General features: G+C 43.5%; 13 protein-coding genes. 4 read left to right on the top strand and 9 right to left on the bottom strand.

Annotated elements, in window-relative coordinates; all coding sequences use genetic code 11:
• Positions 1-2 precede the first annotated feature (2 nt).
• The 5 genes from FPG75_RS08680 to FPG75_RS08660 all read right to left on the bottom strand — a co-directional run bounded on the left by FPG75_RS08680 (position 3) and on the right by FPG75_RS08660 (position 7,296).
• Positions 3-1,751: an ABC transporter ATP-binding protein gene (locus FPG75_RS08680; RefSeq protein ID WP_143306393.1), complete on the bottom strand. Its 1,749-nt coding sequence runs from the start codon at positions 1,749-1,751 to the stop codon at positions 3-5.
• A 10-nt stretch (positions 1,752-1,761) separates the two neighbouring features.
• A complete protein-coding gene (locus tag FPG75_RS08675; RefSeq protein ID WP_143306392.1) occupies positions 1,762-3,549 on the bottom strand; it encodes a S8 family serine peptidase in 1,788 nt (595 codons plus the stop codon).
• On the bottom strand, positions 3,543-4,991 hold the full coding sequence (locus FPG75_RS08670; RefSeq protein ID WP_161596732.1) for a radical SAM/SPASM domain-containing protein: 1,449 nt from the start codon (positions 4,989-4,991) through the stop codon (positions 3,543-3,545). Before FPG75_RS08670 ends, FPG75_RS08675 begins: the two co-directional genes overlap by 7 nt.
• Positions 4,992-5,065: 74 nt before the next feature.
• Entirely contained in the window at positions 5,066-5,293 is a 228-nt protein-coding gene (locus FPG75_RS08665; protein WP_143306390.1) for a hypothetical protein, read from the bottom strand.
• A gap of 89 nt (positions 5,294-5,382) precedes the next feature.
• A complete protein-coding gene (locus FPG75_RS08660; RefSeq protein ID WP_143306389.1) occupies positions 5,383-7,296 on the bottom strand; it encodes a S41 family peptidase in 1,914 nt (637 codons plus the stop codon).
• Positions 7,297-7,873: 577 nt separating this feature from the next.
• Between FPG75_RS08660 and FPG75_RS08655 the strand changes: the two genes are divergently transcribed.
• The 3 genes from FPG75_RS08655 to FPG75_RS08645 are packed head-to-tail and all read left to right on the top strand — an operon-like array spanning position 7,874 to position 10,379.
• Positions 7,874-8,791, top strand: a complete 918-nt coding sequence (locus FPG75_RS08655; RefSeq protein WP_143306388.1) for a choline kinase family protein — start codon at positions 7,874-7,876, stop codon at positions 8,789-8,791.
• Positions 8,778-9,305 carry a class I SAM-dependent methyltransferase gene (locus tag FPG75_RS08650; RefSeq protein WP_143306387.1) on the top strand — a complete coding sequence of 176 codons (528 nt, stop codon included), beginning with the start codon at positions 8,778-8,780 and terminating at the stop codon, positions 9,303-9,305. The genes FPG75_RS08655 and FPG75_RS08650 overlap by 14 nt, the downstream gene beginning before the upstream one ends.
• Positions 9,306-9,314: 9 nt before the next feature.
• A complete protein-coding gene (locus FPG75_RS08645; RefSeq protein WP_143306386.1) occupies positions 9,315-10,379 on the top strand; it encodes an MBL fold metallo-hydrolase in 1,065 nt (354 codons plus the stop codon).
• On the opposite strand, the gene FPG75_RS08640 is transcribed toward FPG75_RS08645, so the two are convergent.
• From FPG75_RS08640 to FPG75_RS08625, 4 genes are read right to left on the bottom strand one after another with little or no spacing between them, the layout of a single operon-like run.
• Complete coding sequence (locus FPG75_RS08640; RefSeq protein ID WP_143306385.1) at positions 10,358-11,230, bottom strand: hypothetical protein; 873 nt, start codon at positions 11,228-11,230, stop codon at positions 10,358-10,360. The genes FPG75_RS08645 and FPG75_RS08640 overlap by 22 nt on opposite strands.
• Positions 11,231-11,233: 3 nt before the next feature.
• Complete coding sequence (locus tag FPG75_RS08635; RefSeq protein ID WP_143306384.1) at positions 11,234-12,505, bottom strand: LicD family protein; 1,272 nt, start codon at positions 12,503-12,505, stop codon at positions 11,234-11,236.
• Positions 12,483-13,781 (bottom strand): glycosyltransferase family 25 protein, encoded by a 1,299-nt coding sequence (locus FPG75_RS26140; protein WP_201747914.1) that lies wholly within the window; start codon positions 13,779-13,781, stop codon positions 12,483-12,485. Before FPG75_RS26140 ends, FPG75_RS08635 begins: the two co-directional genes overlap by 23 nt.
• A 6-nt stretch (positions 13,782-13,787) precedes the next feature.
• Positions 13,788-14,531, bottom strand: coding sequence for a sugar phosphate nucleotidyltransferase (locus tag FPG75_RS08625; protein WP_143306383.1), 744 nt, complete (start codon positions 14,529-14,531; stop codon positions 13,788-13,790).
• 258 nt (positions 14,532-14,789) lie between these two features.
• Here FPG75_RS08625 and FPG75_RS08620 point away from each other — a divergent pair, with 258 nt between their 5' ends.
• Positions 14,790-15,530 carry a hypothetical protein gene (locus tag FPG75_RS08620; RefSeq protein WP_143306382.1) on the top strand — a complete coding sequence of 247 codons (741 nt, stop codon included), beginning with the start codon at positions 14,790-14,792 and terminating at the stop codon, positions 15,528-15,530.
• The last annotated feature ends 66 nt before the right edge of the window (positions 15,531-15,596 follow it).

Raw genomic sequence — 15,596 nt, 5'->3', positions numbered from 1 at the left:
ATTTATATAGATACCTGTTCTGCTGCTTTCATCTGACTTTCGAATATCGCACAATATTGTCCTTCTTTCGCTACCAGGTGATGGTGCGTTCCATTCTCCACTATGCGGCCCTGATGCAATACAATGATCTCGTCAAGGTCCCTGACAGTGCTGAGGCGGTGACTGATAGCGATAACGATCTTTGAGCGATATCGGTCGATGATATTCTGCAGAATGAGTTGTTCCTTGTAAGAATCGATGGCAGATGTAGCCTCGTCGAGGATGAGCACCTGTCCTCCTCTCAATAGCGCACGTGCGATGACCACTTGCTGTTGCTGCCCTCCCGAGAGAATAATACCGGTCTTACCATCGCCCAAAACAGTATCCAGCCCCGCTGGTAATTGTTCAACAAAGGAGCGTAGGCCTACTGCTTCCAGGGCTTCCCACATTTCATGATCAGTAGCGCCTCGTCCACCGTAATCGAGGTTAAACCGGATCGTTTCCATAAATAACAAAGGTTCCTGGTGAATGATATTGACATGCTCGTACCACTCCGCAGCGGGTATCTCTGCGAGCGATTGCGTATCATTGACAATGATATCTCCTTCCTGCGGATCATACAGCCGGCCTATAACTTTTAGCAGGGTGCTTTTACCAGATCCGTTAAGGCCTACCAACGCATAACTCTTGCCGCTGACAAACTCAAATGAGAGCGCGCTGATAATTTCAGTCTGGTTATAGCGGAAACAAATTTTATTCAAACGCAGAGAAGCAATTGCTTGCTCCGAAACACTATCCCTGCCAGAGGGCAACTTGCCGAATTTACCGAGCAAGGGAAGTATCCGTTTCATTGATACCTTGGCATTTACATAGTCTACATAGAAAAAGACGATATCATTCGATGGCGCGTACAAGCGGTTCATATATTGTATGAATGCCACCAGAGTGCCGGTGGTAAGTGCGCCCAACATAACACGATATCCCCCATACGCCAGCATTATCAGCGGACCTGCCATCAGGAAGAAGGAAGATGCGTTCCTGCTTAGCGATGAGTAAATGCCAGATCTTCGATACAACGAAAATAATTGATCCAGTTTCTCCTCAAGCGCTGAAGATTCTTTTCCTGCTGCGTTATATGTCCTGATCACTTTCATGTTCCGTATCCGGTCTATATAAAAATTAAATATCCCTCCTTCTGCCACAGATATCTTTTCTACTAATACCTTTATTTTCCTGTTCCATAGCCGGTTGAGTATGATAGAAAAAGGGAACACGCTCAACGCTACCAGGAACAGTTTGTAATCGAGCAGTAACAGCATGGACGAAAGGCCTGCAATGGAAAATATATTATAGGAAAGCCTTAAAATACTATTGGTGAGGAAATATTGTATCTTATGTACTTCCTGGTTTACTTTCTGAATAATATCGCCTGGGTTATTCTCTTCAAAATAAGCATAGGGCTGCCGCATAAGGTTACTGAAAAGGTTTTGCTTGATATTATGCACCACTTTGTTAGCGATCCAGGTGCTTATATAATCCGACCAGAACCCTATCAACATCCTCAACAGGTAAATGATGATCAACACTCCCAATACAGCAAGCAATCCCGCATAATCCTTTCCTGGTATATACTGATCAATGATGAGCTTTAGCGCATAGGGAGAGGCCAGTCCTGCAAGTGTACCAGCTATCATCAATACAAACAACAACAACTCCCTGACCCAGAAGGGATACAGATAAGAAAAAAATACCTGGTAGTCTTTCCATTTCATGATCAAACAGCTATGTTGTTTCAAGTATTGGTTGTAATGAAAAAAAAGACCTGATGACCTTTTCAAGGCCAGGGTACATGCCTGAGGTATCCTGAAAGAGCACGATCCCGAAAGGGGTCAACAGATCGTACAACGCGGCGAGGCGATGATTTCCTTCAGTGCCAGCCAGTAAAAAGCAACATCTCCTGATACCGCTTAGCCCGATGGCAGTATGATAGTTACTCCATATTCGTTCTACCGGTACTTCTTCCGTAACATATATCAGCAGTGCATCAGGCTGAATGCCTTTCAGGAAAGACAGTCCGGCCAGAGAGGATCCTCCAGGTGCATCAGTTGGCACCACTGCTCCTGGCAAGCCCGTAAGAATAAGATCAGGACGCCGGCAATGTTGCACTGCTTTTAATATCCATTGGAGTGATTTCCCGGTTTCGATATCATTGTCGGATAAGTGCGCATCATTCACAGAATAGGAAAAGTCGGCGCCCAATAGTTCTCCTTGTGCTACCGGAGCAATATATGCCACATCATAGCCCTCATTATTGAGCTGCCGGTAAAGACTGGCCTGGAGCGAAACAATCTCCCCTGAACTGGTACCAACTGTTGCTACCACTGGTATTTCCAGCGGCTGTATATCATCGAAACACCGGAAATCATCGAGGTCCTCTTTGCGCAATAGCGATAACGCTATTTGCACCGGCGTCTTGGTTTCGGCTTTCAGTTCAAGCAGCAGGCCATAGTCTGCCTCATCATATACAATAAAATGTTTTCCTTTCTTCAACAGGAGCTTTATCTGCTGGTATACCGGCCCGCTGTTATAAGCGGTTAAAAGCGAACTTAATCTTCCCAGCGCGATAGTATCAAATGTTGCGCACAACTCGGGAGGCGGAATTAAAGACGGCACCTCATTAGCAAAATAACTATGTTGCCAATATTGATAGATCAATCCCCTGCATGCTTTTACGCCAGCCGCAAAAACAGCTTTCATGCCCTCGTCATAGAGCGGCATAACGAGCACCCGTTGAGCAAAATCGTATCGCAAAAGCGGTGCAAAATATTTTTCAATAACTTGTTCTTTCCTTTCATAGCCGGGGGCATGAACAGCACAAGGCAGTTTAAGCGGATAGCGAAACGCTGCCTGGCTGGCTTTGCTGGCAAGAGCAGCTTTAAGATGATTGACATTGCGTGTAGGCAAGCGATCCATCAATATTACCATTTCGCCGGTTACTTTTGCACAAGAGAAGCTTGTTCCGAAATAGAGCTGCCCATTAAACGTAATTTCTCCTTTTGTATAGAAGTCGATGGCGGCGTGTTCCATGTATACCAGTTCCACCGCTGCGGATAAATCCAGGCACCCCACGCCGATCACCTCAGGGTGGCATGCGGGGAAACATATTTTATCATCCAGGCGACCAGCGGCAATAATTGGTATATGCCGGTTATAAGCCTGGCGGCAAATTTCATAAAGCGGCGCACTGATCTGATCTGACTCAATACCAAGGCTTACATTGATGATATCTACTTGTTGACTAATACACTCAGCGATCGCCGCTACCAGGATATCCGGATCAGCCTTCCATTGTTCATCAAAAATCCTCAGCATATAAAACTGTATATTATTGCTGTACTGCCATATCGTAGCCACACAGGCAGTTCCGTGCCCCAGCAAATCGTTAATATCCTCATCAGATATTATCTGTCCATTTTCATCTTTATAAAAATGCACACCCGTTATCCTGTCGGAAGGTATCTTAATACCCGACTGATTAACGCCACTGTCAATTATTCCTACTTTTAACATGTTTCAACGGTTCCGTTCCGGCTAACTATTTTTGATGCATGTTCCTGCTCTCCTGCGAAATTATACTCGTAAATAGCTGCCATCCTTTCTTCCATAAAATATTTCCAGGCAGAGCATATTTTGCTTTCTGCATTCGAGATGAACCGCATATTGCAATTCTCCTCGCAGATAGGAAGCACCTTGCAGGTCTGGCAATCTGGTTGCTTTGTTTTATCAAACTTCCGGTACATATCCAGCTCTTCCTTCAACGGATCGAATTCACCGATATGCTGTATACGCTTCGTTTTGTCGTTGATAGTATTGTAACATTTGTGGATATAGCCGCCATCATCCACCGAAATAGAGTTAGGGCTTTCTACTGTTCCACAATAAAATTCTGCAAAACTTGGATAAGCGAAATTCAGCTTTCTGGGTGGCAGTTTATTCTTCTCTGCCCACTTATTATACCGCTCCATCTTGAACCGGGTAAATTCTTCTTTTGATCGTTGGTATTCGTAACTGGTGTAGTAAACATCCTTATCCTGGTTATATCCAAGAAAGTTGTAAAATTTCGGGGCCCAGCTAAAATCTACTTCATTGGCACGCTGAGGCCACACCCCACTTGCTTCCAGGTCTTCAAACATTTCGGTCAGGTTATCGAAAACAGCTTTATCTCCATTAATGCGTATCGTTATTTTAAATTTACCAGCCGGCATGGCTACGAGGTTGGCAAGTATTTTGTCATAAGTTCCTTTTCCATTCAGGTAATAACGTACAGAGTCGTGCATACGTTTGCTGCCGTCTACAGTAATCTGCAGGTTGCTTACCTTACACTTTTCCAACAATGCAAATGCTTTCTCATCCAGCAAGGTACCATTGGTAATAATGGAGGCAGAATAATCTATGCCGTGTTCTTCGGCCAATGCTATCACATAAGTGGAAAACTCCTCGATGGTATTCTTTCTCATCATCGGTTCTCCGCCAAACCATTCAATGCGGATATGTTTTACCGGAGCAGCATGCGGATGTATGATCCTTTCTTTCATGAATAGTTTCAATGCCTCCATATTCTCCTTACCGAGGTATTTCACATCATGATCATCACCGGTTTTATCTCCCTGATAACAATAGGGGCAATTCATGTTGCAGGTATTGGTAGGAGAGATCACCATGAACAAGGTATCTGACGAGTCAAATACCTTCCGGTTGCCGGCGGCCCGGCCACGCACCAATTCAAATTCATTGACCTCTCTTGGAATAATCATCTGATGGCTCATCAACATCTCAATTACATCTTCATCCAGGTAATGGATTTCCATGCTGTTCAGTTTGGAACAGCGGAGCCCTACTTCCCAGTCCAGCTCAATCATCGAGTTGGACAAGGAATTATAGACAAGGTAAATGTTCCTTGTCGGGTGCGGAATAAAGAAATTATAATAGCTTAATTTAAGATCGGGTATCATAACAGAACTTTGTGGCGTGAGAAAAAAGGCCATTACGGAACAGAAAGCTCCGCAATGACCCTTGGTAAAACACATCAGAACAGCACTTCATCTCCACCTGTGGGGCTGGTTACGCACCAGGCATTTGAAGAGTAGCCTGTTTCGCAGGTCCTGCCACTGCTGGTGTTGCTGTAGCCGCTGTTGCAATAAGGAATCACCAGATTCCTGTACTCATTTGAACCTGTGAGGGTCAGATCAATTCTTTGGGGTTTGATCAGGTCCCTCATTTTTTTCTTTTGATTTTCTTTTTTCTGGTTGTCCATAAAGAAAACATTGAATGGTGAAAGAATAGGTATTTACTATATATCGACATGATATATACCAATGGATAAACCTGCGTACCGCATGCAATTCATCTATGAACGGTCGCCTGGCGCTCTTTTGAGAGCAAGCTGTATGCTACGCTGAGTATTTTATCATCATAAGGATAAAGGTCCCGGTAACTTTCCAGAGGAACCTGGACATCCGGGTTGATCCCTCTCATTTCTATACTTCCACCCATCTTGTTATTGAGCGAAAATTTGTTCAGGATATTCACGTGCATAGTAATATTCAAAGGGAGATAGAATATATCGCCACTTGCATAGGAGCCAGCAGTTTTCTCATTGCCGATCACTGTTGCCCGGGCATAGTTCCTGAGTGTGCTGGTAAAAATTTCCGATGCGCAGGCAGTGTTATTATCTACGAGTATGAGCACCTTCTTATCTGAAAGATTCAAAAACTGATTCGGGACTACTACATTAGGGCCTTCCACTTCACAACTGTCGCTGTAAGCATAGGAGCTCCTGGATATCAATATAGGCTGTTTCAGAAAACAGGAGAGCATTTTAAATGCTTCTACCTCCAGTCCTCCGCTATTACCTCTGAGGTCGAAAATGATAGCGCCGGCTTTACTAATACGCTCGCGGTGATTATAAAAGTAGAGCCAATCGCCCGCATCCCATCTATTCAGGCGGTAATAGCACGCATCATCTTTCCAGGATATCTTTCTATGCACCGGCTTGAAATTATCAGGGATAGCAATCGCTTTATTGTAATAATAACTAACCATCTTTCTTTGCCCTTCATCCATCACTTCTATAGTAGTAGAATCGCCCTGCGCTTTATACAACAGCCGCGATACCGCCATATTCTCCCGCTCCTGTTCGCCACCATAATAACGCATGGAGATGGTTTTCATATAGCTGTTGGCAGGTACGCCATCTACCGACAAAAGTTCATCACCGGGCTTCACTTTACCCTGCAGCGCCTGATCAAATACAGCAATGACTTCCAGGCGCCCATTGATTCTCTTGACGTAAACAGGGCCACTGTTAAGCGCAGGAGATTTTTTCTCTAAATAAAAATGTCCATCAGAAAAAGAGCTAGCCAGGCTGTCAATTACAGATAGCTTCCGGTCAAAAGACACGCCTGATTTCCCCAGCGTATCGAGAAAAGACACAATTCGCTTTTTATCCAGGTGATGTTCTTTATAATATGGATATTTATGAATAATCAGCTGCAACAATGCAATAACGCTATCTTCAAGATGCTCTCCTGATAACGGAAATGCTGGTTGAAAAGCAAATGCCTGCGCGTAGGTATCTCTGAAGATAGTGAACGCTGACAAGGGATAACAGTTGCCTATTTCAGCAATAGTATAGGAAGGCGCCGCATTTGCGGCATCACCTGTTAACTGGTAGAAAAAGCATCCTTTCGCTGGTTCATCCTGTACCCGGTGCGTATACAACCTTAACTCGCCAACAACAAACGACCAGGGGTCATGTGCTTGCTTTTTCTTTATACTCACAAACAGCCTGCTAACAGCAACACTATCAGCTCCTTGTTGCATCAAAGGTATTTCCAATGGTTGTTGATACTGATCCCATGTCACCTTAACCGACCGGGCATACACTTGCCCCCTCTCATCCTCAAACCCGATGGTGTATTCCGAAATATTGTCTGTATAACAATTAATATACAGGAATGAATTTCTTTTATCCAGATGGATACAATTTGGTAAGGAAGCCTTACATATAGTATCGTCCATTGCACCAGGAAAAGAAGATCTCTCCGGATAGTAGCCGGTTGTTTCAACCTGCTCATGCAGATCAAAAGCAGGCCCAAAGAAGGTAAAACCTTTACCTGACGGCCACTTCAGAAAATGTGTCAAGTCTATTGCCGTCTCCCGACTTACCTTCTTTACGCGCACATCCCATTGTGCACAGGCATACGTCGACCACAGCAATGTACTTACCAATAAGGCATAGCTTCTGAGACGCTTCATGCGTAAACAATATTTAAAACAAGAAAATGAAAACAGGCAAAAGGTTATAATGCAAAGGCCTTCTTATCCTCACTATTTATTTTCACTGTTCGGCTATCTTTACTTTCAGGAACAATGTGCGATCACCTGCTTTAATGATATTATTAATGAAGTAGATCGGGTTATACAAGGTCCGTCTCAATGGTCACTCTGCATGGATTACAGTCTTCACAGGGCTCGTAACAAGACAACTTCAATTTTTTAAGTCAAAAATAAAATTTGATTTCTTTAAGGGTTTGATTCTTCGGGTTTATCTTTATTTCATGATAGTAAAATGAAATTAGTGAAATAATATTGAAATTTCATTTTTGGCGCTGATTTTTTTTTCAAGGAAAATTGATCTGTCAAACACCATATAAATCAATGGTTACAGGGAAATCACATGTGAATGATGTAAGATAAGAAGCAAAAAAAAACGGAAAACTATTCATTAATTTTTCTATTTTTATAAAGCACGTTTTACCCAAAAAAATTGTTGTAATTAGCCCAGATCACCCGCAAATCAGAACAATGAAACCCACGAAAACAGATATCTCCTATGACTACAAACACATTCTCCCCCGATACCATTATCACGCGGGTACAATCAATACTGCTGGAAGAAGTAGTAAGTTGTGATAGGCTTCCGCATGGCATGACCAATTTCAATTATAAAATATGTACTATACAGGACGCATATGTTTACAGAATTCCTGGTGGTGGCGCCAACTTATTGATTGATCGGAAAGAAGAGAAAGATGTGCTGCAGCAGATTTCCTCTCTTGGTATTGACGTAGAGACGATATATTATGAATCCATCTCCGGTATTAAACTAACAAGGTTCGTAGAAAACATCCCCCTATCAAGTTGTCCTTTTATAGAAAGATCGCAGCTCGTAGCTGGAATGTTGCAACGCCTTCATGCATCCGGAATTACTTTCAAAAACACATTTGACCCTATGGAAAGGATATCCTTCTACGAAAGTGTACTGATCGATTATCACATCCCTTTCTTCCATGATTTCCCGATCGTCAAACAGCAGCTTGCATCTATCTGCCGCCATCTTCTCCCTACATCTTCTGCCGAGCTGGTACCGTGTCATAATGATATTGTGCCTGAGAATATCCTGCTAACACCACGCGGCAAAGCATATCTGATCGATTGGGAATACGCAGGCATGAACCATGTGTTCTGGGATCTCGCCTCTTATTGTATAGAAAACAATCTGAGTACAGAAGAAGAAGAAATATTCCTGTATATATATCTCTCAAGGCCGATAGCAGATGTAGACCTGCAAAATATGCTGCTCTTCAAGGCGCTTCAGGATATTCTGTGGTCATTATGGTCTGCAGTGAAAGTACACTTCGGCGCCAACTTCGGTAACTACGGCGCAAACAGGTACCATCGAGGGCTCGGCAATCTCAGCATATTACTGCATTTAATCAAATTCAAATTACACAACTATGTCCCTTATTAAGTACTTAAAGAGCTACAGCACTTCTGGCACATTCATCAGCTCATCACGAACTGCAATTAACAAACTTACTAATGATGATACTTTCAAAAGAGCTAAAACAATTGTGGAACTTGGAGGAGGAACAGGAAAAGTATCCAGGCGTATCCTCTCAAAAATGCAGCCAGACGCTTCACTTCTATGCTTTGAGATCCAACCGGGATTTGCCAACGTACTGCACAAGATCAATGATCCCAGGCTGCAAATCATCAATGACTCGGCTGTACACTTACTTCGCTATGTCGAAAAAAATTCTGTTGACCTGATTATTTCTACCTTGCCGCTTTCATTTATCAAACCTGAAGAAAGAAACCATCTCATCATGGATTGCCATACTGCGCTGAAAGAGGATGGCATCTTCCGCCAGCTTTCTTTTCTGTACTTTCCACAATATTTCAATGGCGTATTCAATTCCGTACGCACAGAATTTGCAGTAATAGGCATTCCCCCGGCGGTGCTCTATTTCTGTTTAAAATAAATAATCTTCATGCTTAGAATAGTTTCCAATTATACGACTCAGTCCAGACGGGAAAGGCAGCAGCGAATAAACAATTCCCGCAACTTTCGGCATAACCGCTTCCAGAACCTGATCCCCACTGACACTTATATTAAAGGCACCAATTTTTTTTCTCTCATTTATCTGTACCTGAAAAAACACCAGTCAAGAAAACCGGCATACCCTATCCTGCGTGTCCGGGAAGATCTTGCTACACACGGTCATCATGATCCGGAAATCACCTGGTTTGGTCATTCATCGTACCTGATCAGCGTGAACGGACGCCATGTGTTAGTAGATCCAGTTTTTAGCAACAACCTTTTTTTCTTTCCTCTTTTAAGGATCAGAGAATTTGCAGGAACTGATTCAATAAATATTGATGACTTACCCTCTATTGATGTGGTGATTATCACACACGACCACCAGGATCACCTGGACCTCAACACCATCAAGAGATTAGCTAAGAGTGGCCCCAGCTTCTATATGCCGCTGGGTGTTGGCGCCTACCTTGAACGATTAAAAATTCCACCTGGTAGGATCATAGAGCTGGATTGGTGGGAAAAAGCTGTGCACTCCCCGGAGATCAAACTTACCGCTACACCGGCAAGGCATAATTCAGGCAGAGGGCTCACGAATAACAAAACACTTTGGGCCTCTTTTGTACTTGAAATACATGGCTATAAGATCTTTGTTGGTGGCGACTCCGGATACGCCAACCATTTCAAGGAAATTGGAAAGCAATTTGGCAGCTTTGACCTGGCGGCGCTTGAATGCGGACAATATGGAAATAACTGGCCAGATATTCACATGAGTCCTGAACAAATGGCCATGGCCGCCGCAGACCTGAAAAGCAAGATACTGCTTCCTGTTCATTGGGGACGATTTTCACTGGCACTCCATCCGTGGCAGGAGCCTATACTCAGACTGGAAAAAGCGCTCCAATATACGGTGATCAAAATACTGCATCCGGTTATCGGAAAGAGAACGCCAATCTCCGGGCAGCTGCCAACAAATAAATGGTGGCTGCAAGCAGATCAGAGCAAACAAGCTTTATAAACATCCTGCTCATTTATTACCATCCAAATAATATTCAAAGGATTTAAATGATACAATAACCGTGTCTTTTGTTCTCTCACAAACCTGATCCTCTTAGCGCGCTCACCATCCCTGATCGATCTGATTATCACGTCCAGCGCCTGTTCCGGATTTCTCACATCTATCCGTACAAAGGCTCTCGAATCAACAAAAGATTCCAGGTTGGTGCATCCGTCGTAAAAACACAGGCACTCAGCAATAACAGGATCAACAAACTTCTCGGTAAAATAATTATCGATGAAAGAGTTTTCACACGCAAAATGATATTTATAATTCCATAATGCCTGATACTTATCAATAATTTCACCTTTATATGCCTGCAGGCGAGGTAACAGTCCCATGCCGCAAGGTCGTCCCCACAAGCTAAAACCAGCCGCTATGGCATGATCCAGCAAACACACCAGCTCCAGGCGCCGCTTATGCCCTTCCATCGTGTACAGCTCACTCGTTACAGCAGAAAACAATTCCCGTTTGCGCAAGCCCAAGCGCTCAATTTTATTGCGATGTCTGGCCGCTATGCAACTCCAGAATGGAAGCGCCAGGTACACAGGTAATACCGCCGATGAAGCATGCGGAATATGATGACTGGAATCCGGTGGCTCCGTTAATACCGTGATAGCCCGGGCAGGGTCGTAATCGTAGCCGGGATAAGGATGGGTTAATATAATCAGACGATCATAGTTGTCGTGCGTCACAAATTCGATGTTCTTCCAGCTACCAGTGCCAAAGGAAAAGAGCTTGATAGCCTCCATCAGCGATACGCTATCTTCCCAGAAACAAGTTACTTTTACTTTGATCTTTGCATGCTTCATAACCTACCATATCATTCTCCCCGAGCTGTCTGTAGAGATATCTACCAGCAAGGGATTGAAGTCTTCCCGCTCTAACCGGTGAGACCATGGGTACACAATAATTTTAGTTCTCCAATGAGAATAGCTGATATCAAGACACTTCAACGGATCTTGCGGTATTTTAAAGCTGGCGCCTTCAAACACCGCTGTACTAAATGGTTTATATATCTCTTGGGGATAAACCGTTCCGCTTTCAAAAATAATCTGTTTCTCTCTTTCTTCATAAAACCAGATGTCTACAAAAGGAAATTTATAGGAAAAACCTGGTATATCTTCTCCCTCATCAGACCATATCTTTGCATATCTCACTTGCTCATCTCCCCAAAAAAAGAAACCTGTCCTCAAAACACTCGTGGCTGCTATCAAAGCCTGCAGTTTCTCATAGGCAGCCTTGTCCAGAGCCAGGTCTACATCATCATCCCATGGCATAATGCCGTTGTGCCGGATATGCCCAAGCAAAGAGCCATCACTTAAAACCAGATCTATTGAATGATCCATGGCAATACGGCTGATGATCTGCATCATCTCCCTTATCTGCTGCTTATGCAACACCGACCACCCATCCATCATAAATGCCGCTTCTCTCAGTGCATCATTCCTCTGCTTCAGCTGATGTGTATTTTCCGAGTAAACAAAACAATCCAACTGCGTACAATCCACTTCCAGTCTGCCTTCCATTGACATTGTCAATATCTCTTCATCAACAGGCTGCCTGATCTCTTTAATGCCAAGCAATCCAGCCACTCCCTTTCTGCTTATAAAATAGGCTTGCAGGCCCCAGTAATATCCGAGCAGATAATGTGGATTAGGTACTTTCCCCTCTTCACCCGGTTCAAATGGGAAAAGCACATCCCATTCTCCGTCTTCTTCAAGCATCTCACGGATGTTGTTCAACTGTTCACCAAACGTTTCAGCGAAGTGTGCTGTATCTTCCATCACCAGGCAATAGGGGGCATCTGTTTGTTCAAACTGCTGCCAGATATGATAATGAGTAGCAAATAATTCGCATTCATATCCCGAGATACTGAATCCATACTTGCTGCGCATGAAATCGCGATCCAAGTGAAGCGGATCATCCGGAACAAACGCTACTTTGTTTACATCAATCAACTTGATTCCATGAATCGGTATAGGGGACAAGCCATCTACACGCTCCTGACGTATTTTATATATAAGCATAATGTTCAAAATTCCTGGAGGATCAACCGGGTATTTATGTTTCCGGAACGAATCCATGCTTTTCGTGAATATGTACCGTATGTCTTAAACGGTTTTCGCAACGCGTAAAAATATCTGGAGTTTCCCTTATTTCATTCCTGTTGCTAATATCGGAATACCCAAAGTCTTTCTGAATGGATATAAAGGGGAAAAAGACCATTTTCTCATCGATGATTTCAGAAAGAAAATCGTCTGCGGTTACGGTGTCGTCAAACTCACTGGATAAAATCTTGTCGAAGCTCTTTCGGAAAAGCACGAGGAACTGTGTTGACCAAAAAACATCAATCCAGTAACGGGTGGTGGTAACAGGTATCGCCTGTGTAAAGTGTCCGATCCCTCCTATCAGCAGCCCGGCGCCCTGACTATAGGCCTCTGCCACATTCCGGAGAAAAAGTTCTTTCGAATAGGATTCTGTGAACTGATGATCATCTTCACAAATAATAATGATGTCGTCATCGCCAGCTGAAGCGATCTCCAATATTTTCCTGATGGTCTGCCATAGGCCAACAGCGCCGATCTTGTGTTTGCAGGCTGGAACGATCGTCACTTCAAATTCGTCTCTTCCATTGAATTCATTCCTGATATGTTCTCGCCTTTCTACTCTTTCGGGAAGGTTGATAACATATGTAGGGATACAAACCTGCTCCATATCTTCTGTACTCAGTCCGATCGGAGTACGTGATAAGAGCCTGTAATAATTGGAAATCTTGTTAATGCTATCTACCTTGGCGGCGCTGTGTTCAAACATGTTGCGGGCTATTCCTGCGTCTATTGTATCGCGGCGAATAGACACAAATGGATGAACGAGCAGCTTGCGTCCCTGAGGCCTGTATGCTTTCAAGTTAACATCATCGCCACTTCCGCCGGTAGCTGCCAATACCGGTTGAAAGAATTTTCGAAAGAAGATAATAAACTGAAAACCATCAAAACCATCTACCCAATATAAATGTTCTGCCACCCTTATCGCATTATCAAAGCTGCTGGCGCCGCCAATCAGAATATCGGCATCCATATGCTTTGCAGCATTGATACTCTCAGCCAGGTATGCTGGAGAATAATCGGCAGTAAATAGATGATCGCCTTCGCCTATCAGCACCAGTTCAGGTCCATCGTCCGGCAAGCCGCGAAGGATACGGGCTACGGTGTTCCACCACCCTTCACTCTCACGCTCGTTGCAAAACGTCACTGCAAACTCGTTGCGGTCGGCGAATGTATTTCTGGCATATGCCTCAATACCAGGATACTTTTTTTCGTTGAGAATAATATACGTTGGAATAGGAAACGGGTATTGCATGGGAAACTACTTAAGCGTTACAACTGATGTGATTCGATTATTTTCTGCCAATTTGAGGTCATCTATTTTATCCACTTCAAACCAATCATCAGAGGCAATTTTTATCACTGCGATATGTAACAGGAGAATATTATCTATCACAATCTGGTCCCAGTACTGATTTCCGATATCAGGAGCAACCCCGCTCAAATAGGCGGTTATCCTGTCCGTCAGCTCTTTCTTTATAAAAGCGGTAGCTTCCGCATTCCAAAACGATATACCCGACATAATATAATCTCCTGCATTACACCGGGCTTCGCCGAGTTCGGTGAGATTACCATTGATAATATTATAAACGTGATTATCAAATTCAATCACCCACTCCCTGGCAATATCTTGTTTAATACCCGTGAAATAAGCCGATCCAGTAAGATGCTGCTGAAGGAAATTTTTATTCAGATAAACGTCACCTTCTATAATATAAGTTTCATAAAGATACTCCCGGCACAACCAGAGCGAGTAGATGTTGTTGCATTGTTCATAGGCATCATTATACACCAGATGTACCCCGTACTTCTCTTTCAGATAAGAAAACCGTTCGTGCATATAGCCCGTCACAATATATATTTCTGAAACGTCTCTTGCCAGTAGAAATTCAATTTGTCTTTCAATGATAGGCTGGCCACCTACTTTTACCAAGGGTTTCGGCGTGTGCGTGGTCAGGGGCAATAACCTGCTTCCTTTCCCTGCCGCCAGGATAATAGCGTTCATGGGTTTGAGTTAACGTGTTGAAGGCTGCAAACAAATATTTTCATTGTCGTTGTTTCTAAAATACAATTTTTTTATTGCGGGATAAAAAAATGTTTCAATTTTCGGCCATACAGGCATCCGGGGCATCTTCGGCAATATCCACTCAACTATTCTAGTTGTTTTTCTAACGGAAAAACGTGATTTTTCATGTCGCCTTTGCCGAAAATATAGTCATGCTGTAACTTGCCGGACCTTTCATTAAAAACACTTATCCTCACCATGCAACAATTACAGCAAGAAGTACTGCAGCTTCGTCGCCAGATGAATTATTTTCGTATATACGCCATTGTCTCATCTGTACTGATCTTTGCCTTTATCGGCTTCGGCTTTCGCAAATCGCAAGATGATATCGTTAAAAGTTTACGCGCTGAGAAAATTGATATTGTAGAAGCAGATGGCACCGTCCGTCTTGCGCTGTTCAACAGCAAAAACATACCACCGGCTATCGTTAGGGGCAAAAAACTAAGCCGCGAGGGAGCAACTGGCGCCGGCTTGATGTTCTACAACACAGAAGGTATAGAATGCGGTGGCCTTACCTTCTCAGGCAAAAAAGGAAAAGATGGCAATGGTGAAAGCGACCTGGGCATGACCCTGGACAAATACAACCAGGACCAGACCGTCAAGCTCGCCTACGAGCAACAGAATGGAAATGAATACAAGGGGCTAACTGTCTATGACCGTGCTGACTACCCGATTGATATCACCATGACCACCATCGACTCCATTCGCGCCCATATAAAAGATTCCGCCCAACAAAGCAAAGCATTTGACAAACTGATACAAGAAGGCGTATTCGGCACGGTTCGTATGGTTGCCGGGCAATACAACAAACGTACGGGCGTTTTCCTGCGCGACAACAAAGGGAAATTAAGACTGGAGATGATCGTGAACGACAAAAATGAACCAGAGATCTTGTTCTACGATGAAAATGGTACTGTGCACAAAAAAATAACTTATTAAATCTTCACAACAGGAGGGAGAGCATGCGTTCTCCATCCTGTTTGTCCGTTAAAAAAGAGCTGAACA

Origin of the sequence: Chitinophaga vietnamensis (assembly GCF_902167635.1) — a bacterium.
GTDB classification, from domain to species: Bacteria; Bacteroidota; Bacteroidia; order Chitinophagales; family Chitinophagaceae; genus Chitinophaga; species Chitinophaga vietnamensis.
The sequence above is the reverse complement of the archived record's forward strand: the minus strand, read 5'-3'. Positions and strand labels throughout refer to the sequence as shown.